16 protein-coding genes are annotated in these 19,278 nt (G+C 58.4%); 10 read left to right on the plus strand and 6 right to left on the minus strand.

Annotated elements, in window-relative coordinates; translation table 11 throughout:
- Positions 1-2: 2 nt before the first annotated feature.
- Positions 3-953, minus strand: coding sequence for an ACP S-malonyltransferase (fabD, locus tag JHL21_RS06430; RefSeq protein WP_200212584.1), 951 nt, complete (start codon positions 951-953; stop codon positions 3-5).
- Between the two features lie 300 nt (positions 954-1,253).
- Here fabD and JHL21_RS06435 point away from each other — a divergent pair, with 300 nt between their 5' ends.
- The 10 genes from JHL21_RS06435 (at position 1,254) to JHL21_RS06480 (ending at position 11,865) form a co-directional block, all read left to right on the plus strand.
- Positions 1,254-2,582, plus strand: a complete 1,329-nt coding sequence (locus JHL21_RS06435; RefSeq protein WP_210338861.1) for a GGDEF domain-containing protein — start codon at positions 1,254-1,256, stop codon at positions 2,580-2,582.
- Between the two features lie 316 nt (positions 2,583-2,898).
- Entirely contained in the window at positions 2,899-3,297 is a 399-nt protein-coding gene (gene rpsF, locus JHL21_RS06440) for a 30S ribosomal protein S6 (RefSeq protein ID WP_169196697.1), read from the plus strand.
- A 25-nt stretch (positions 3,298-3,322) separates the two neighbouring features.
- Positions 3,323-3,571, plus strand: a complete 249-nt coding sequence (rpsR, locus tag JHL21_RS06445; RefSeq protein ID WP_182395940.1) for a 30S ribosomal protein S18 — start codon at positions 3,323-3,325, stop codon at positions 3,569-3,571.
- Between the two features lie 97 nt (positions 3,572-3,668).
- A complete protein-coding gene (rplI, locus tag JHL21_RS06450; protein WP_200212590.1) occupies positions 3,669-4,235 on the plus strand; it encodes a 50S ribosomal protein L9 in 567 nt (188 codons plus the stop codon).
- Positions 4,236-4,472: 237 nt separating this feature from the next.
- Positions 4,473-5,960 carry a replicative DNA helicase gene (locus JHL21_RS06455; RefSeq protein ID WP_169196694.1) on the plus strand — a complete coding sequence of 496 codons (1,488 nt, stop codon included), beginning with the start codon at positions 4,473-4,475 and terminating at the stop codon, positions 5,958-5,960.
- 2 nt (positions 5,961-5,962) lie between these two features.
- Positions 5,963-7,120 carry an alanine racemase gene (alr, locus tag JHL21_RS06460; RefSeq protein ID WP_169196693.1) on the plus strand — a complete coding sequence of 386 codons (1,158 nt, stop codon included), beginning with the start codon at positions 5,963-5,965 and terminating at the stop codon, positions 7,118-7,120.
- Positions 7,121-7,327: 207 nt separating this feature from the next.
- On the plus strand, positions 7,328-8,734 hold the full coding sequence (radA, locus tag JHL21_RS06465; RefSeq protein ID WP_169196692.1) for a DNA repair protein RadA: 1,407 nt from the start codon (positions 7,328-7,330) through the stop codon (positions 8,732-8,734).
- Between the two features lie 116 nt (positions 8,735-8,850).
- Positions 8,851-9,489 carry a CvpA family protein gene (locus JHL21_RS06470; RefSeq protein WP_200212592.1) on the plus strand — a complete coding sequence of 213 codons (639 nt, stop codon included), beginning with the start codon at positions 8,851-8,853 and terminating at the stop codon, positions 9,487-9,489.
- A gap of 151 nt (positions 9,490-9,640) precedes the next feature.
- Complete coding sequence (gene purF / locus JHL21_RS06475) at positions 9,641-11,131, plus strand: amidophosphoribosyltransferase (protein WP_169196690.1); 1,491 nt, start codon at positions 9,641-9,643, stop codon at positions 11,129-11,131.
- Entirely contained in the window at positions 11,131-11,865 is a 735-nt protein-coding gene (locus tag JHL21_RS06480) for an SDR family NAD(P)-dependent oxidoreductase (RefSeq protein WP_200212593.1), read from the plus strand. The genes purF and JHL21_RS06480 overlap by 1 nt, the downstream gene beginning before the upstream one ends.
- 74 nt (positions 11,866-11,939) lie before the next feature.
- On the opposite strand, the gene JHL21_RS06485 is transcribed toward JHL21_RS06480, so the two are convergent.
- The 5 genes from JHL21_RS06485 to guaA form a co-directional block, all read right to left on the minus strand.
- Entirely contained in the window at positions 11,940-13,226 is a 1,287-nt protein-coding gene (locus JHL21_RS06485; RefSeq protein ID WP_169196688.1) for a hemolysin family protein, read from the minus strand.
- Between the two features lie 160 nt (positions 13,227-13,386).
- On the minus strand, positions 13,387-14,841 hold the full coding sequence (der, locus tag JHL21_RS06490; RefSeq protein ID WP_169196687.1) for a ribosome biogenesis GTPase Der: 1,455 nt from the start codon (positions 14,839-14,841) through the stop codon (positions 13,387-13,389).
- A 24-nt stretch (positions 14,842-14,865) separates the two neighbouring features.
- A complete protein-coding gene (locus JHL21_RS06495; RefSeq protein ID WP_169196686.1) occupies positions 14,866-15,600 on the minus strand; it encodes a tetratricopeptide repeat protein in 735 nt (244 codons plus the stop codon).
- A gap of 92 nt (positions 15,601-15,692) precedes the next feature.
- Complete coding sequence (locus tag JHL21_RS06500; RefSeq protein WP_200212598.1) at positions 15,693-17,441, minus strand: diguanylate cyclase; 1,749 nt, start codon at positions 17,439-17,441, stop codon at positions 15,693-15,695.
- Between the two features lie 244 nt (positions 17,442-17,685).
- The gene (guaA, locus tag JHL21_RS06505; protein ID WP_200212600.1) at positions 17,686-19,254 is read right to left on the minus strand and encodes a glutamine-hydrolyzing GMP synthase; all 1,569 of its coding nucleotides are present in this window, start codon (positions 19,252-19,254) and stop codon (positions 17,686-17,688) included.
- Positions 19,255-19,278: the final 24 nt, after the last annotated feature.

Consider the following 19,278-nt stretch of genomic DNA (forward strand, 5'->3'; position numbering starts at 1 on the left):
AATTATGCGTTCAGCGAGGCGACGAATGCGTCGATATCGGCAGGAGTGTTGATAGCCTGGGCCGCCAGCTCTGGAGCGATGCGCTTGGCAAGGCCTGTAAGCACCTTGCCCGCACCGGCTTCCACCAGCTTGGTTACGCCGCCTTCGTTGGCCAGCCAGGTGACGCTCTCGGTCCAGCGAACAACGCCAGTGACCTGCTCAACGAGGCGCTGACGAATCTCAATCGCATCAGTGATCGGCGCCGCGAGGACGTTCGAAATCACGGGGACAACTGGATTGTGCATCGCTACGTCGGCAAGCGCTACCTGCATGGCTTCTGCCGCAGGCTGCATCAGCGCGCAGTGGAAAGGTGCGCTCACAGGAAGCAACAGGGCGCGCTTGGCGCCCTTGGCCTTGGCCAGTTCCAGCGCGCGTTCAATGGCAGCTGTGGTGCCAGAGACAACCACCTGCCCTGGCGCATTGTCGTTTGCGACCTGACAGACGTCGCCCTGTGCGGCTTCTTCAGCCACAGCGCGTGCGGTGTCGAGATCAAGGCCCAGCAGAGCGGCCATAGCACCATGCCCGACCGGAACAGCCTTCTGCATGGCCTGACCACGGGTGCGCAGCAGACGCGCCGCATCACCGATGGAGAAGGTGCCCGCAGCGCAAAGCGCGGAATATTCGCCCAGCGAATGGCCAGCAACAAAAGCAGCATGATCGGCAAGCTTGACGCCCTTGGCCTCAAGCACGCGGACAACGGCCATCGACACAGCCATCAGTGCTGGCTGGGCATTCTCGGTCAGACGGAGTACGTCTTCCGGGCCTTCAAACATGATGGCGGTGAAATTCTCGTTCAGCGCGCTATCGACTTCTTCAAAGACTGCGCGTGCCTCAGGGAACGCGTCAGCGAGGTCCTTGCCCATGCCAACGGCCTGGCTGCCCTGACCTGGAAAGGTGAATGCTGTGCTCGACATTATGAATTCCCCGGTAACGAATTCGTTGGAAGGTGGCGATAAGGTAAGTCGCCGGTAAAACGGGCTTTGCAACCTACATGCGGCGGAGTCAAGGCATCGCGCGTATCACCAAAGCCCACAGAACCACGTGGAGCTGTTCCACAACGACAAAGTTTAAGAGCACCATAAGTTATGCAGTGGTTATCGAAAAGATTGAGTGCCGTCCCTCTCGTCAGGCCTTGGGTCCTCGATAACCTATTCTTGGGCATCGTTATTTTGCTGGCGTGCTACGTCGGCATTCAGTCTCGGATGATTTTTTCCTTGGCCAGCATATGGCCAGCGAATGCGATCCTGCTGTCTTTTGTGCTCCTGCGCGCACAATCGGTCACGGCGCTGACGTGGATTGTCGCCGCAGCGGCCTATGTAATTGCAGATCTCACAACCGGCGCGCCGGTCAATCTCGCCCTCATCTTAAATGGGGCGAATATGGTGGGCGTTCTCGTCGGCGCAGCACTTGCGCGTGTCCTGACACGCGAAACCTTGACCCTCGCCCGACCCGACGACGCCATCATCATCATCTTCATTATGACCTGCGCCTCCGTCGCGACAGCGATGGCGGGGGCAATCATTGGCCCGACGCACTTTAATATGGATGCCTCCCACTCCTTTATGGTGTGGCTCGCAGCCGAGCTGGTCAATTACGCTATCTATCTGCCCGTACTGCTGGCCGCCAACATTGGCACGACGCGCCGCCTCCGCTTCTTTTCGGCCAATGCGAACCAACGCAATAATCAATATGCAGCGCTCGCCTGCGCGTTCCTGCTCGTTGGCTTCATGGTGCTCATTGGCGGGCCCGGCTCGCCCAATTACGTCATTCCGGGCCTGATCTGGTGCGCGATTGTGTTCCGCGCCTTTGCCGCCGCCGCAATCAGCGCGATCATTATTACCTTTATGCTGATCGCAGCTCCCCTCGGCGGTATCGATCTTGGCTATGACCTCACCGATGCGGACGCCCTGACCTCCTTCCGCCTGTCTATCGCCATGATCGCGATTGGCACTCTGGCCATCACCATCATCAATTCCGGCTGGCGCACCGCCCACCACAATCTCGAGCAGCTTGCCAACCAAGATTCGCTCACGGGCCTCCTCAATCGTGGCGGCACTATCGAAGTCCTCAATAATGCGGTTTACCGCGCCACTCCGTTCTGCCTGATCATGGGCGATATCGACCACTTCAAAACCATCAACGACACCTTCGGCCACAATGTCGGCGATGACGTGTTGCGCAACGTCGGCTTCGAGCTGCGCGAGGGCCTGGGCCGCAACGAAGGCGCAGGACGAATCGGGGGCGAAGAATTTGCCATCGTTATCAACGGCACTTTGGAAAATGCCGTGCGCCATGCTGAGAGCATTCGCAAACGTCTGTTGGGCGTAGAGGTGTTTGACGCGGTCGAAAAGCCTGTGCCCTTCACCATGAGCTTTGGCGTCGCCGAGTTCGGTCCTGGCGCTGACAGTGTTGAAATGCTGCGTCGTGCCGATAACGCCCTCTATCTCGCCAAGCGCACTGGGCGTGACCGCGTTGTCGCCTTCACCGAAGAGATCAAGCAGATGGTCAACTCCCCTGTCCCCGACCGGCGTCACAACCGCTAATTCAGCGGATGCACCGGGGGGGCAAAAGCGGCTACTGCCCCCCTTCACAAAGCTGTCGCCGCAGACCAAAACCACAGCGTTTCCGCTTGATCTTCCCCCATGAACCTCCTATAGCCCACCCAGCAATTCGTTTGGCCGGGGGCTGAACGGAGGGTTTTGCCGTTTGGGCTCTTGCCCATATGGACAAGATAGGACCGTCAAAAAGTCCGGCCTCCCGTGTTCCCGCTCTTTGCAAGACTGCTTTGATGCCTTTCCGGCTTCGAAGGGGCTCCGCGCCAGAAGAATGCTTGGTTCAAATCCAAAGGAAGGCGCATCCATGGCCCTTTACGAACACATTTACCTGGCTCGCCAGGACGTTTCTCAGCAGCAGGTTGAAGAACTGACCGCTGCGCTGACCGAAATCCTCGGCCAGAACGGTGGCAAGGTCACCAAGAACGAATACTGGGGCCTCAAGGGTCTCGCGTACCGTATCAAGAAGAACCGCAAGGCTCACTACACCCTGCTCAACATCGACGCCACTCCGGCTGCCGTTGCTGAAATGGAACGCCAGATGCGCATCAATGAAGACATCCTGCGCTTCATGACCATCGCTGTTGAAGAGCTTGAAGAAGGCCCATCGGCAATGATGCAGAAGCGCGATCGTGATGACCGCGACAACGCCCGTGGCGGTGATCGTGGTGGCTTCTCGGGCGAACGTCGCCCACGCCGCTTCTAAGATATAAGGAACGAGAACAATGTCTATTAAAGACCTGACCACTTCCCAGGCTCGCCGTCCGTTCCAGCGCCGTCGTAAGACCTGCCCATTCTCGGGTGAAGGCGCGCCAAAGATCGACTTCAAGGACGTTCGTCTGCTGTCCCGTTACGTTTCGGAACGCGGCAAGATCGTTCCTTCGCGCATCACCGCCGTTTCGGCGAAGAAGCAGCGTGAACTGGCTCGTGCCATCAAGCGCGCTCGCTTCATCGGCCTGATGCCATACGTCGTATCGTAAGACCTAACCGTCTTTCGAAAACTCATTGTTGGGGTCGCGGATGGTCCGCGGCTCCTAACCGTTTCTCGGAAACGGGACAGCCAAAAGGATAAATGACATGAAGGTCATTCTGCTCGAACGCATCGGCCGCACCGGCACCATCGGCGACGAAGTCACCGTAAAGGACGGCTTTGCACGTAACTTCCTGCTCCCACAGGGCAAGGCACTGCGCGCAACCGAAGCAAACCGCAAGAAGTTCGAAGCTGAGCGTGCTCACATCGAACAGCGCAACGAAGAACGCCGCACCGCAGCTGCTGGCATTGCTGAAGGCCTCAACGGCCACGCAATCATCATGGTTCGCCAGGCTGGCGAAACCGGCCTGCTGTACGGTTCGGTTGCATCGCGTGACATCGTCGAAGCTCTCGCAGCTGACGGCTTTGTTATCCAGCGCAACCAGGTTGATCTGCCAGACGCTCTCAAGACCGTTGGCGTTCACACCGTTCCGCTGAACCTGCACTCGGACGTTGCTGTTAAGATCACCGTCAACATCGCTCGTTCGGCTGACGAAGCTGAGCGTCAGGCAGCTGGCGAAGACGTCACCGTTCACTCGTTCGATCTGGAAGACAACGGCGATTTCGCTGCTGGCCAGAAGGACGCAGAACAGGACGACCGTTTCGAAGACTAATCTTCGGTACGCGACGACCCCTTTGGAAAAGCCGGGCTTCATGCCCGGCTTTTTCTTTTGCCCGTTGACACGTTCGGCCATAGACTTAGCTAAATTCGTACCTAAGTTATCCCCATTGTTCCCAGTCTTCACATTGGGTTATTCGAGAGCATGGTCAGAGACGTTAACCCTAGGGACGTAAGCCAGACTCACTGCAAACTCGCCTGACATTGATACGGTGAACATCAGGAGTGCGCTTTGGCTGAGATCGCCCGTCTACATCCCACAGCAGAAGAAAAATCGTTCCGCGTCGCACCGCATAACGTCGATGTTGAGCAGGCGCTGCTGGGCGCGATCCTGATCAATAACGACGCGTTTTACCGCGTTTCCGATTTTCTGCTGGCCGAACATTTTTACGAGCCCATTCACCGCGAGATCTATGAACTCGCCGGTAAAATCATCCGCGCCGGTAAGGCTGCGGAGCCGGCGACGCTCAAAACCCACCTGCCCGATCAGCTGCTCCCCGACGTCACCATGATGCAATATCTGTCGCGTTTGGCGGCAGAGGCGACGACGGTTCTGAACGCACTTGATTACGGTCAGGCTATCTATGACCTCGCCATTCGCCGCAGCCTCATCCAGGTTGGCGAAGAAATGGTGCAGACCGCCTATGACGCGGACATTGAAACCACGCCAACCAAGCAGATCGAAAAGGTCGAAGGCGAACTCTTCCAGCTCGCTGAAAAGGGTCGCGCGGAAGGTGGCTTCCAGGCCTTTGGCGCAGCGCTGAGCGCATCGATCCAGATGGCAGGCGAAGCTTTTGCCCGTGACGGTGGTCTATCAGGTGTCGCGACGGCTCTGCACGACCTCGACAAACAAATGGGTGGCCTCCAGCGCTCCGACTTGATCGTTCTGGCAGGACGTCCGGCGATGGGTAAAACCTCGCTGGTGACCAATATCGCCTACAACGTCGCCAGCGCCTATCGCGCCGAAGTGCAGGCCGACGGCAATCTGAAAACCGTCAATGGCGGTGTTGTTGGCTTCTTCTCTCTCGAAATGAGTAGCGAACAGCTCGCAACGCGTATTCTGGCCGAGCAGGCGGAAGTCTCTTCCTCCGACATCCGCCGCGGTCGTATTCACGACGAGCAATTTGCTAAGCTGGTCGACGTGTCCAATATGATGAGCAAGGTGCCGCTCTACATCGACGATACCGGTGGTATCTCGGTAGCGCAGCTCGCGGCACGCGCGCGTCGTTTGAAGCGCCAGAAGGGGCTCGACCTCCTCATCGTCGACTACTTGCAGCTGCTCTCGGGCTCGTCAAAAGCCTCCCAGCAGAACCGCGTGCAGGAACTGACGGAAATCACCACGACGCTCAAGGCCATGGCGAAGGAGCTGGAGTGCCCAGTGATCGCCTTGTCCCAGCTCTCCCGTCAGGTTGAAACGCGCGATGACAAGCATCCGCAGCTTTCCGACCTTCGCGAATCGGGTTCTATCGAGCAGGACGCGGACGTTGTAATGTTCGTGTACCGCGAAGAATACTATCTCAAGAACAAGGAGCCCAAAGAGGGGACGCCCGAACACCTGACTTGGCAGGCGGAAATGGAGCAAGTGCACGGCAAGGCGGAAGTAATCGTCGCCAAGCAGCGTCACGGCCCCACCGGTACTGTTCAGCTCAGCTTCGAGGCGCAATTTACCCGCTTTGGTAATCTTGCTCGGGCAGACTATCTGCCCGAACGCATGGAATAGGTATGACTCTGACCTCCGGCCTTGGCGGCCAACTGAGCATTGATCTGGGCGCTCTTGCCCGTAATTGGCGCGCGCTCGACAAGGTGAGCGCGGGTGCGTTGACGGCTGCCGTCGTCAAAGCCGATGCCTATGGCACCGGGACGGAAGCTGCGAGCAAGGCGCTTTACGCCTCTGGCGCGCGCTTCTTCTTCGTGGCCACGCCCGATGAGGGATTGGCAGTTCGCGCCGCCGTTCCAGAAGCGCATATCTTCGTGCTGTACGGGCTCTATCCGGGGGCGGCGAACCTTTACATTCGCCAGAACCTCATGCCCGTCCTTGGCTCTATGCCAATGCTCGAGGAATGGCTCGCCAAGTGCGTCGAACGCAATGAGGCCTATCCAGCCGCGTTCCATTTCGACACCGGCATTAATCGCTTGGGGTTCCGTCTTAGCGAAGCCAGCGCCGTGCGCGAAAAGATCGAAAAGCTCGGCTTTGCCCCGCAGATGATCATGAGCCATCTGGCTTGTGCCGATCAGCCGAACCACGAGAAGAACCGCACCCAGCTTGCGCTCTTTGGCTCGGTCATGCAGCAATTCCCCGGCATTCCGGCTTCCCTGGCCAATTCGGCCGGGCTGATGAGCGGCCGCGACTACCATTTCCAAATGGTGCGTCCGGGCATCTCTCTTTACGGCGGCCGAGCCGTTGCGGGTCGCAAGAACCCAATGGCCAATGTCGTGACGCTCCATGTGCCGATTCTGTCGGTCATTGAAGGTCGCACGGGTGAAACCGTCGGCTATGGCGCGTCCTATACGCTCAATCGCCCCTCGCGCCTCGCCGTCATCGGTCACGGCTATGCCGATGGTCTGTTCCGCTCGCTCTCTGGCACCAATCAGCGTCCGGGCGGCAAGGTCTTCGTGCGCGGTCGCCTCTGCCCGATCGTGGGCAAAATCTCGATGGACCTGACCATCGTCGACATCACCGAGCTTGGCTCCGATCTCCCCACGCCGGGCGAAGGCGTAGAAGTGCTCGGCGCCAATGTTCCAATCGACGATCAGGCCGACGCTGCGGGCACCATCGGCTATGAAATCCTCACCGCCCTAAAAGGGCGTTATAATCGGATCTACATTGGTGATGGCGCGCTGCCGCCAAGCCAGCCGTCTCAGCCCCACCCACAGGGCTGATTACAAAGTTCCGCCTTTGTTCTTGTTTTTTGAAACCACTTGCTGTTAGGCTCCGGCCCAATAGCAGGTGGTTTTGCGGTTTTGGCGCTCCCTTCTTTGTTGGCACTGAGGCCCCAAAAGGCCAATCGCGTGCCCATCGAGAAGCCAGAGAATGCCAGCCAGAAGCCACCTATCCGCCCGGCCGCGCCCTAGAGGAAAGTACCCACCTTGGCTAAACTGAAATCTTCGTTCTTGTGTCAGGCATGTGGCGCGGTTTCGAGCCGTTGGCAGGGGCGGTGCGACGCGTGTGGTGAGTGGAACACCATTGTCGAAGAAGTTGTCGATTCTGGCGTCGGTGCGGGCCCCAAATCCGCCAAGGCCGGTGGCCGCGCTACAACGCTGGTGTCTCTCGCCGGTGAAACCGAAGGCGCAGCCCGTGTGGTCAGTGGCATTGCCGAACTTGATCGGGTGACCGGCGGCGGCTTTGTTAAAGGCTCGGCCCTCCTCGTTGGCGGCGATCCAGGGATCGGCAAATCGACCCTGCTCCTCCAGTCCGCTGCCGCCCTCGCCCGCCAAGGCAAACGCGTTATCTACGTTTCGGGTGAAGAAGCGGTCGCGCAAGTTCGCTTGCGGGCTCAAAGACTTGGCCTTGCGGACACAGGTGTGCTGCTGGCGGCGGAAACCAATGTCGAAATCATCCTCGCCACCCTCGAAGAAGGCCCGCCGGCCGATCTCGTGATCATCGATTCGATCCAGACCCTATGGACCGACCGGGTTGATTCCGCTCCCGGCACCGTCACGCAGGTCCGCACTTCGGCTCAGGCTCTCACCCGTGTCGCCAAGAAAACTGGCGCGGCTGTCGTTCTGGTTGGCCACGTCACCAAGGATGGCTCCATCGCCGGGCCACGCGTGGTCGAGCACATGGTTGACGCCGTTCTTTATTTTGAAGGCGACGCCAGCCACACCTTCCGCATTTTGCGTGGCGTGAAAAACCGTTACGGCGCGACCGATGAGATCGGCGTCTTCACCATGACCCAGGGCGGTCTCGAGCAAGTCGCTAATCCGTCAGCACTTTTCCTTGATCAGCGCGATAAAAACTCCGCCGGTTCAGCCGTCTTTGCAGGGATGGAGGGCACCCGCCCCCTGCTCATCGAAATCCAGGCGCTCGTCGCGCCCTCCCCCCTCGGCACCCCACGCCGCGCGGTTGTCGGTTGGGATTCGCAACGTCTTTCCATGGTGTTAGCGGTTCTCGAAACCCGCTGCGGCGTCCGTATCGGCGCCAATGATATCTATCTCAACGTCGCCGGTGGCCTCAAAATCAACGAGCCTGCTGCTGACCTCGCCGTCGCTGCCGCGCTTATTTCTTCCCTCACCAATTCCCCCCTTCCGCAAGACGCTGCCTACTTTGGCGAGATCTCATTGGCGGGCGGCGTGCGCCCAGTTTCCCATGCTGGGCTACGCCTGAGAGAGGCAGAAAAGCTGGGGTTTGGCTCCGTCGCGACAGGCAAATTGGGCAAGGCCGATAAGAGCAAAAACCTCATGGTCACTGAATATGCGCAATTGGCCGACATGGTGAGCGCCATTGCAGCCAAGGGGCAGCGTGCCATTCCTGAGCCAGAGGCGGAGGGATGGTAAACAAACGGTTTTCGTGGACTTTTGCATGCTGGCTTTTACACAGCCTTGGCAGGCCCTACTAACTCCGTTAAAGCTGCCTCAATTGACTGTCGGCTCGGACAAGTAGGCGAGAACATATGCTAACTGCATTTGACGTTGGTGTTGGTGTACTGGTGCTCATTTCCGCTATTTTAGCGACCGCACGAGGCCTTACACGCGAGGTTCTCTCGCTGGCGACATGGGCTGGCTCTGCCGCTATCGCTGTCTATATGTGGCAGTACCACCCCGAAATCGCGCGCGGCTACATTGCTGAGCCGGTTGTCGCGGACATTGCCACAGTTGTCCTGAGCTTCATCATCTCGTTGATTGTGCTCCACCTTTTGACCATGCGCATTGCTGACTTTGTCATCGATAGCCGCATTGGGCCGATCGACCGTACGCTTGGCTTCGTCTTCGGTGTGCTGCGCGGCATTCTGATTTCGATTGTTATCACCATCTTCGGCGTGTGGCTCTTGGGAACCAACCTGCCGGAATGGGCAGATAAGGCTCAGACTCGCCCACATCTGCAGAGCATGGGCACAACCCTGATTTCCATGCTGCCAGATGGACTTGAAGCTCAAGTCACCGACATTCTGCGTGGCGGCGGCGGCAATCTGACCGACGATACGGAAGCGCCAGTGGCTCTTCCACCTGAAGCTGTCGGCAATGGCACTGTCGCGCCTGCGCCAGCCGCTTCGCCGTCAATCACCACATTGCCAGCGACACCGCAGAACTAAGAATCATTCGCCTCAACCGCTTAGGCGGGCGAACGAAACTGTCATTTTGCTAGCCATAGCAAAATGGGCTATTGGCGGGGCTCAACAGCTGGCGTAAACGAGCCCCATTCCTGTTATGGAATAGCTCGGTCCAACTGCAAGGAGACCCAAGGTGACCCATCTCGCAGATGACGCTTTCGACCTTGATGGAGACACCCTGCATGAAGAGTGCGGGGTGTTTGGCATTTTAGGACACCCTGAAGCTGCCACCCTGACGGCGCTCGGCTTGCATGCTCTCCAGCACCGCGGCCAAGAAGCGGCCGGTATCGTTTCCTTCGACGGCGAGCGTTTCCATCAGGAAAAACGCATGGGCCTCGTGGGTGATCACTATACCGACCCCGCCGTTCTCGCCGGTCTCCCCGGCCCTATGGCCATCGGCCACACCCGCTATTCCACCACTGGCGAAGTTGCCCTGCGCAATGTGCAGCCACTCTTTGCAGAACTTGATGCCGGTGGCATTGCCGTTGCCCACAATGGCAATTTCACCAATGGTTTGACCCTGCGTCGCCAGATTATCGCGACCGGCGCAATCTGCCAGTCGACCTCCGACACTGAAGTCGTTCTCCACCTCATCGCCCGCTCCCGCCAGACCTCCTCGACCGACCGCTTCATCGATGCTGTTCGTCAAATGGAAGGCGGCTACGCCATGTTGGCGCTGACCCGCACCAAGCTGATGGCCGCGCGCGACCCTGTCGGCATTCGCCCGCTGGTCATGGGCGATCTCGACGGCAAACCAATCTTTGCCTCTGAGACCTGCGCCCTCGACATCATCGGCGCGACCTATGTCCGCGACGTCGAAAATGGCGAAGTGATTATCTGCGAACTGCAGCCCGATGGCACTGTGACCATCGATGCCCGCAAGCCGCGCGATACCCAGCCGGAACGCCCGTGCCTCTTTGAATATGTCTATTTTGCGCGCCCGGACTCCATGGTCTCGGGCCGTAGTGTTTATACGGCCCGCAAAAACATGGGCGCGAACCTGGCCAAGGAAGCGCCCGTCGTCGCCGACGTTGTCGTGCCCGTCCCAGATGGCGGCACGCCAGCTGCGATTGGCTATGCCCAACAGAGCGGCATTCCGTTCGAACTTGGCATTATCCGCAACCACTACGTGGGCCGCACGTTTATCGAGCCGACCCAGCAAATCCGCGCGTTCGGCGTCAAGCTCAAGCATTCGGCCAACCGCGCTGTCATTGCTGGCAAGCGCGTCGTGCTGGTGGACGATTCTATCGTGCGCGGCACCACTTCGGTCAAAATCGTACAGATGATCCGCGATGCTGGTGCCACTGAGGTTCACCTCCGCGTGGCGAGCCCGATGATTTATCATTCCGATTACTATGGCATTGCCACTCCGGACCCGGAAACGCTGATCGCCAATCAGTACGAAACACTGCAGCAGATGTGTGAATTCATCGGCGCGGATTCGCTGGAGTTCATCTCCATCGATGGCCTGTACGAGGCTGTTGGTGGCGAAAAGCGGAACCCAGAAGCTCCGCAATTCACCGACCATTATTTCACAGGCGATTATCCAACGGCTTTGACGGACATGAATGGTACGTCTAAGCACGACCCACACAAAGCTTCGCTTCTGAAGGTGGCTGGTTAATGTCTGAAAATACTGAACTTGCTGGCAAGGTCATTGTCGTCACCGGAGCCTCGCGCGGCATTGGCTACGCCACTGCCCTCGAGGCTGCTCGACGCGGCGCACATGTTATTGCCATCGCCCGCACGGTGGGCGGCCTTGAAGAGCTAGACGACGCCATTCAGGCGATTGGCGGCTCGACAACCCTTGTTCCGCTCGACCTGCGCGATGGCGATGCCATTGATCGCATTGGCGCGGCCATCTACGAGCGTTGGGGCAAGCTGGACGGTCTCGTTGCCAATGCTGGCCTTCTGGGCGTGTTGAGCCCGGTAGCGCATTTAAAGCCAGACGAGTTCGACAAGGTCTTCTCGGTCAACGTCACCGCCAATTATCGCCTCCTGCGCTCGCTGGACGTGCTTTTGCGTCAGGCCGATGCTGGTCGTGCGGTTTTCGTCTCTTCCTCGTCAGCGCGCTCCGCAAAGCCTTTCTGGGGCCTTTATGCAGCCAGCAAGGCTGCGCTTGAGGCACTGGTGAAGTCGTATTCGGGTGAAATCAGCACCACCAATGTGCGCGCCAATGTGTTCTATCCGGGTGCGGTCCGCACAGCGATGCGCGCCAAGGCCATGCCGGGCGAAGATCCAAACACCCTGCCCCAGCCGTCTGACATTGCTCCGGCAATTGTCGATCTGCTGAGCGCGTCGGTCACGGAAAACGGCAAGGTTTTCAATATCGAAACCAAGGCATACGAAGCGATCTGATCGCAGCCGATACTCAAATCAAAAGGGCCCGCACCATTCCGGTACGGGCCCTTTTCTTATTCTGTTTGATCGGCTCAAGCCGCAGGGGCGACCGCTGTCACCAGCACCTTATCGATGCGGTGACCATCAAGGTCGATCACCTCAAACCGCCAACCGTCCCGCTCAAAACTCTCACCCAGCTTTGGCAGGTGATTGAGAATGGAGAGGATGTAACCGGCGAGGGTTTCGTAGCGCGCATCCTTGGGGATGTTGAGCTTGAAGCGCTCCGACAGATCATCGACAGGCATCCAACCGGCAACCAGCCACGAGCCGTCATCGCGCTGAGCGATAGCGGGTTCGTCGCCCGGTTCTTCGTTGTAAACGCCTGTAATGACTTCGAGAATATCGCCATAGGTGACGATACCTTCAAAGTGACCATATTCGTCGACAACGAGCGCCATTTGGGCTGAAGAGTTGCGAATGGCTTCGACGACGTCGAAGGCATCAGCGTGTTCCATGACCACCGGCATAGAGCGCACGAGCTTGCGCAAATCGGGCTGCTGTCCGGTCGCCATTGCAGGCAGAAGGTCTGAGAGCGAGATCACACCCATGATCGAATCTTCGTCGCCATCGGCAACGAGGACCTTGGTGTGGTTCGTCGACAGAATCGTCTGCAGGCTGACCTCGTACGGGTCGCGAATATCGATCGTCACCACGTCAGGGCGCGGGGTCATGATGCCGCGAGCAGAACGGTCCGCGAGGCGCATAACGCCCGAAATCATCGAATGCTCTTCGGTTTCGAGAACACCGGCAGTAGTCGCTTCAGCGATGATTGTGCGGACTTCTTCTTCCGTCACAACTTCTTCGCTCTGACCACTCTGACCGAGCAGGCGCAGCACCAGCTTGCCCGAAATATCGAGGAGCCAAACGATCGGCGTACCGACCTTAGCCAAGATATACATGGGCTGGGCAACGCGCGACGCAACCAGTTCGGGATTACGCAGCGCCACTTGCTTGGGCACCAACTCACCCAAAATCAGCGAGCCGTAGGTGATCAGGACGACAACGACACCAACACCAGCGACATCGGCGATGTTGGTCGGCACGCCAACGGAGTAAAGCCAGACGGTTAAGCGCGCACCGAGTGTTGCACCGGAGAAGGCACCCGAAAGGATGCCGACCAGCGTAATACCGATCTGGACGGATGAAAGGAACTTCCCAGGCTCTTCCGCGAGACGCATCGCGGTAGCTGCGCCTTTATTGCCTTGGTCAGCCATGACCTTGAGGCGCGCGGGACGGGAAGAAACGACGGCCAGTTCTGACATGGCCAAGGCGCCGTTCACGAGAATCAGAACGACGACGATGAGGATCTCTGTAAGCAACAAAGTGCAAAATTGGCAGGCCGTGACCAATGACGGGCTGTTACGACCGCGCCAGTATAGGGATCACGGTCCAGATGTGAATAGGGGACGAGGGAGTAAGTTTGCCTTACAATCCCTCGTCCCCCTCTTTACTTTTGGAGCTAGCTCCGAACCGAAACGCTTAGTCTTTTGGCGCGTAGGGGTTTTTGCCGCCGCGCAGCCAAATACGGATAGGCGAGCCCTTAATGCCAAAGGCTTCACGAAGGCCGTTCACAAGATAGCGTTGATAGCTCATGGGAACGACTTCGGGGCGCGAAGCGAAAATGATGTACGAAGGCGGACGTGTCTTAGCCTGCGTCATGTAACGCATCTTGAGACGACGACCAGCAACTGCCGGAGGTGGATGGCTCTCGATCATGCCCGAAAGCCAACGGTTGAGGCGCGAGGTCGAAACGTGAGCATTCCAGGAACGCTCCACCTCGAAAATCGCTTCCATCAGACGATCGATATTCTTGCCGGTAAGGCCAGAAAGCGTCACGAGCGGAATACCGCGTACCTGCGGCAGCAGGCGTTCGCATTCTTCACGCAGCTCGGTGAGCGTCTTGTTTTTGTCTTCGATCAGGTCCCACTTGTTGAGCGCGATGACCATGGCGCGGCCTTCACGTTCCACAAGATCGGCCAGAGCCAAATCCTGCTTTTCAAACGGGATCGTCGCGTCGAGCATAAGCACGACGACTTCCGCGTATTGCAGCGAGCGCAGGCTGTCGCCTACGGCCAGCTTTTCAAGCTTTTCCTGTACGCGCGAACGACGACGAATACCGGCGGTATCGACGAGGTTGATCGTGCGGCCTTCCCATTCCCATGGAACGAGAATGCTGTCGCGGGTGATACCGGCTTCCGGGCCGACCAGAACGCGTTCTTCGCCAACCATGCGGTTGACGAGAGTCGACTTGCCCGCATTCGGGCGGCCGACGATGGCGACGTTCAAATAGCGCTTCGGGTTCCACCGCAGTGTTGCGTCGTCGCCTTCGCCTTCGAGCATGTCGGGAGTGATATCGACGTCAACTTCAGGCAGGAAGTCGAGATCGGACTGCTCGCCAGCTGCAGCGTCAGCTTCTTCCTGCGCCTTCTTTTCAGCAGCCTTATCAATGGCAGCCGAAACGATGGAGTAGAGTTCAGAAAGACCAAGACCATGTTCTGCCGAAAGCGCGATCGGCTCGCCAAAGCCGAGCTTGAACGCTTCCACGAGGCCATGCTCGGAAGCCTTGGCTTCGGCCTTGTTGCCCACGAGGTGGACATGCTTGCCCGCCTTACGCAGAACCTGCGCAAAGCGTTCGTCGAGCGGCACAACGCCAGCGCGCGCGTCGATCATGAACAGAATGACGTCGGCTTCATTGATTGCCAGCTCAGTCTGCTGGCGCATGCGATCTTCTAGGCTGCCGTCACGAACGTCTTCATAGCCTGCCGTGTCAAGAACACGGAAGGTAAGATCGGCAATATGACCTTCAGCTTCACGGCGGTCACGCGTGACGCCGGGGGTGTCGTCAACCAGCGCGATCTTACGACCAACGAGCCGGTTGAATAGGGTCGACTTGCCTACGTTTGGGCGGCCGACAATGGCAACGGTAACCGTCATGGCGGCGTCCCTTCAAGGGGTATGTTATTCAGCTGCCGGGGCTTCTTCAGCCGCAGGCGCTTCGTCAGCGGCTGGAGCCTCATCAGCGGCAGGCGCGTCAGCAGTGACAACGCCTTCCGAGAGCATTTGTGCAAGATAGAACGACATGCGGCTGCGCGTAGACTGAGCAGCGAGCGGATCATTCAGAACCGCTTCGAAGCTGGCCTGAGCCGCTTCGCCTTCGCCAGCCTTATACTGAGCCAGGCCCAGCAGTTCGCGCGCCACACGGCGCAGTGGATTGTCGTCAGTTGCCAGCGTTGCAATGCGCGCTTCAACGTCAGCCAGAGTGCCCGTGTCGACGAGCAATTGAGCGGCCGACAAGAGAGCCAGCTCACGCAGGCGCGGGTTGGACTGGGTGTTGGCTACACCATCATAGGCGGCAACGGCGGCTGTCGAGTCGCCCTGTTCACCCAGAAGTGCTGCAGCGCGGAACTGCGCCAGAACAGCGTAGCCGCCGCCCTTAGCCGAGATGGCTTCGAGCTGAGCGCGAGCCGCTTCAAGATCACCATTTTCGGCCGCATCATAGGCCAAATAGAGTTCTTCTGACGCCGCTGCCGACTGTGATTTCGTATACCAGCTCCAGCCTTCGTTGACCGCTACCAGAGCGACGATCGCGACGGCACCGCCAATGACAAAAGGAGCATACCGCTTCCACATGGACCGAATACGGTCTGTGCGCAGTTCTTCATCGATTTCGCGGAAGATATTGTCCTGAGACATTGGCAACCTGAATTGGTTCGAAATTTCCCGGCAGCTTTAGCATGAGGTCCCCGGATTGCAAACATCCATAGGCTGCGTCTCGTTGGACTATTCTAGGCTTCCCCCGCAGTGTTGATCACATATCTATCGCGCCCCTGCTGTTTGGCTTGATAAAGCGCCTCATCGGCTCGCGCGATCAAGTGTTCGACAGATCCTTCGACATTCGCGCCAACGGCGCATCCGGCGCTGACTGTTAGTCGCCCCGTGTGCGAGGTGAGGTGATTAACGTCCAACTCGCGCACGACTTCGTTGATGCGGTTGAGTATGGTCACAGGCCTGATAACGCCGGGTAGAGCCATCAAGAACTCCTCGCCGCCGTAACGGGCGACAAGGTCGGTGCTCCGGGTGAGCGAGAGCAACGCTTCGGCGACCCGCTTGAGCACAGCGTCTCCCGCCAGGTGCCCATAGTGATCGTTGAATTCTTTGAAGTGGTCGACATCGACCATAACAATCGCCAATGGAATTCCGGTCGATTTGGCGTCCGCCCAGAGCTTACCAAGCCGATCATCAAGTTCGCGCCGATTGGCAACGCCCGTTAGCGCATCTTGAGAACTCAACAGCGCCAGAGATTCGCGCTCAATCAGCAAACGCTGATTTTGCTCCTGCAGGGCCTGCTCCCGCAGCACGCTCTCAGTGACATCAACCATGAACCCGGTCGCCCGCACCGCCTGCCCGTCTTGCGTTTGTATCGCCGCTGCCGAGCGCACCCAACGGACTTCACCGTCTGGATGCACCACGCGGAAGACGATCCGGTAGTCTTCACCTGTGGCGAGCAGTTCTTCGGCTGTGTGGCGCACCTCCGTGGCGATCTGCACATCCTCGGGATGGATCATCGGTCCAAATTCGGCCACCGACGAGATCGGCTGCGCGGGGTCACGACCGACGATGCGATACCAGTTATCATCGCAAACCATTTTGTCGGCGCGAATGTCATAGTCCCAAATCCCTAGGCCACCAACATTGGCTGCCATGCTCAGGCGCTCTTCACTCTGCCTGAGGGACTGATTTGCAGCGTGCTGCGCGGAGACCTCACGCGAGACCACCAAGATCGCAGTGGTTTGCCCATTGGCATCCAAAACCGGGGTCAAGCTATTGTCCCAGTGCTGCGGCGCCTCCCCCGGAATGACGCTTCTGCCTGCGAAACGCCCAATATTGCTGTTGCGCGCGGCTTCAATGGCCGCTCGGCCCTCCTGACGGACATCGTCGGGCAAAAGATCCAACCAAGCCATTCCAAAGGATGAGTCTTCTGGCACCCCAAGTGCGCGGCAGCCAGATTTGTTCATATGCAAGACCATGCCGTCCGGCGTGATGAGCTTGATGCAGTCGAGCGAGATGTCGAGCATCTGTGTTTGCATCGACGCCTTCGTCTCGAGCAATCCCTCTCGACGGCGAATGGCATCGATGTCCGTGGCGACGCAGAGCACGGTGTCTTCGGACAGAGGGCTCAAGGTGACCACATGCCAGCGGGACATGCCCGAGCGTGTTAACAGCCGCAATTCCATCGAGGTGCGGTCGTTGGCAGCAGTCTCAGAGAAGCACGATAGGGCCACATAGCGATCCCCCGGCTCAACAAGGTTCATCCAAGAGCTTCCCAAGCTGGTGGTTTCTGCCTGAAAGTTGACGTCCTGCCATTGGCCATTGATCGCCAAGACCAAGCCCTGTCGGTTCAGAACGGCAGCGGGGGATGGCAAAGCGGAAATGATGGTCGAAGCCAAATCGCCGACCGGTAAGCGGGACAGCGTTTCACTCTTTTTCGGAGGCGCCCCTGCCTGCAATGACACAATGGAGAGATGGTTCGTCAATTCGCTCAACCCCCTATCGGCGCCCGCCAATCGAAGAACTATCCCAAAGACTGCTGCAAATCTGAAATCACAGACTCTGCTGCAGTAAATGAACCCTTCAACCGGCACTGACGCCAACCGACACTTCTTGCCTTATTGGCACCATAATAACGCGTCGACCGGAGGCGGAGTTGCAAACCAACGGCAACAAACAAAAAGTGCCGGTAGATTGCTCTACCGGCACTTTCAAATCAGGTGAGGGAGATCACTCCCACTCAATGGTGCCGGGTGGCTTGGACGTCACGTCGTAGACGACGCGATTGATGCCACGGACTTCATTGATGATGCGCGTCGCGGTCTTACCGAGGAAGTTCATGTCGAACTGATAGAAATCAGCCGTCATGCCATCGACCGAGGTCACGGCGCGCAGAGCGCAGACGAATTCATAGGTACGACCATCACCCATCACGCCAACGGTCTGAACCGGCAGCAGAACGGCAAATGCCTGCCAAATCTTGTCGTACTGACCAGACTTGCGGATTTCGTCGAGATAGATCGCATCTGCCTTGCGCAGAATGTCGAGCTTTTCGCGGGTGATGCCGCCTGGGCAACGGATCGCAAGGCCTGGACCCGGGAATGGGTGACGGCCGATGAAGCTATCCGGAATACCGAGATCGCGACCAAGCTGACGGACTTCGTCCTTGAACAGTTCGCGCAGCGGCTCGACCAGCTTCATGTTCATGCGTTCTGGTAGCCCGCCCACATTGTGGTGCGACTTGATGGTGACCGAAGGACCACCGGTGAACGACACAGATTCGATGACGTCTGGATAAAGCGTGCCCTGAGCGAGGAACTCTGCGCCGCCGAGCTTTTTGGCTTCTTCTTCGAAGGTTTCGATGAAGAGACGACCAATGATCTTGCGCTTGGTTTCAGGATCGACCTGACCTTCAAGTTCGCCAATGAACTTGTCGGAAACGTCGACGTGAACCAGCGGAATGTTGAACTGATCGCGGAACATGGTCACGACCTGTTCGCTTTCGTTCATACGCATCAGACCGTGGTCGACGTAGATGCAGGTGAGCTGATCGCCAATGGCTTCGTGGATCAGAACAGCGGCAACGGAGGAGTCAACGCCGCCGGAGAGACCGCAGATAACGCGTCCGGAACCGACCTGTTCGCGGATCTTGTCGATCATCTTCTGGCGGTAAGCCTGCATGGTCCAGTTGGACTGGAGGCCGCAAATCTTATGGACGAAGTTCTGGAAGAGTTTGGCACCATCTGGAGTGTGAACCACTTCAGGGTGGAACTGAACGCCCCAGATTTTCTTCTCTTCGTTCGCAATCATCGCGAACGGCGCATTCGGCGACGTCCCAACGACTTCGAAACCTTCTGGCAGGGATACGACGCGGTCGCCGTGGCTCATCCAAACTTGGTGAGCGGCACCGTCATCCCAGACGCCTTCGTAAAGCGCGCTAGGCTTGGAGACGACAACTTCGGCGCGACCGAATTCACGGTGGTGACCGGCTTCGACCTTGCCACCGAGCGCCATGCAGAGGGCCTGCTGACCGTAGCAAATGCCGAAGATTGGCAGGCCAGAGGTCAAGATGACTTCTGGAATGTGGGGAGCGTTCTCATCCAGCGTCGACGCTGGGGACCCCGAAAGGATCACGCCTTTGGGCTTCATCGCCGCAAAGGCGGCGTCGGCGGACTGGAACGGATGGATTTCGCAGTAAACACCAGTCTCGCGGATACGACGCGCGATCAGCTGGGTGACCTGCGAGCCATAGTCGACAATGAGGATGGTGTCGGTGGGGGCGGTGTCTGGGTGCTGCATGGCCGGGCTTTACAGCCAGTTTCG

Source organism: Devosia sp. WQ 349K1, assembly GCF_016595685.1.
Taxonomy (GTDB): Bacteria; Pseudomonadota; Alphaproteobacteria; order Rhizobiales; family Devosiaceae; genus Devosia.

Excerpts from the sequence above, each read along its gene's own strand:
- alr (WP_169196693.1), top strand. The coding sequence starts at position 5,963 with ATGACTCTGACCTCCGGCCTTGGCGGCCAACTGAGCATTGATCTGGGC.
- guaA (WP_200212600.1), bottom strand. The coding sequence starts at position 19,254 with ATGCAGCACCCAGACACCGCCCCCACCGACACCATCCTCATTGTCGAC.
- rplI (WP_200212590.1), top strand. The coding sequence starts at position 3,669 with ATGAAGGTCATTCTGCTCGAACGCATCGGCCGCACCGGCACCATCGGC.
- JHL21_RS06470 (WP_200212592.1), top strand. The coding sequence starts at position 8,851 with ATGCTAACTGCATTTGACGTTGGTGTTGGTGTACTGGTGCTCATTTCC.
- fabD (WP_200212584.1), bottom strand. The coding sequence starts at position 953 with ATGTCGAGCACAGCATTCACCTTTCCAGGTCAGGGCAGCCAGGCCGTT.
- JHL21_RS06495 (WP_169196686.1), bottom strand. The coding sequence starts at position 15,600 with ATGTCTCAGGACAATATCTTCCGCGAAATCGATGAAGAACTGCGCACA.
- der (WP_169196687.1), bottom strand. The coding sequence starts at position 14,841 with ATGACGGTTACCGTTGCCATTGTCGGCCGCCCAAACGTAGGCAAGTCG.
- rpsF (WP_169196697.1), top strand. The coding sequence starts at position 2,899 with ATGGCCCTTTACGAACACATTTACCTGGCTCGCCAGGACGTTTCTCAG.
- JHL21_RS06480 (WP_200212593.1), top strand. The coding sequence starts at position 11,131 with ATGTCTGAAAATACTGAACTTGCTGGCAAGGTCATTGTCGTCACCGGA.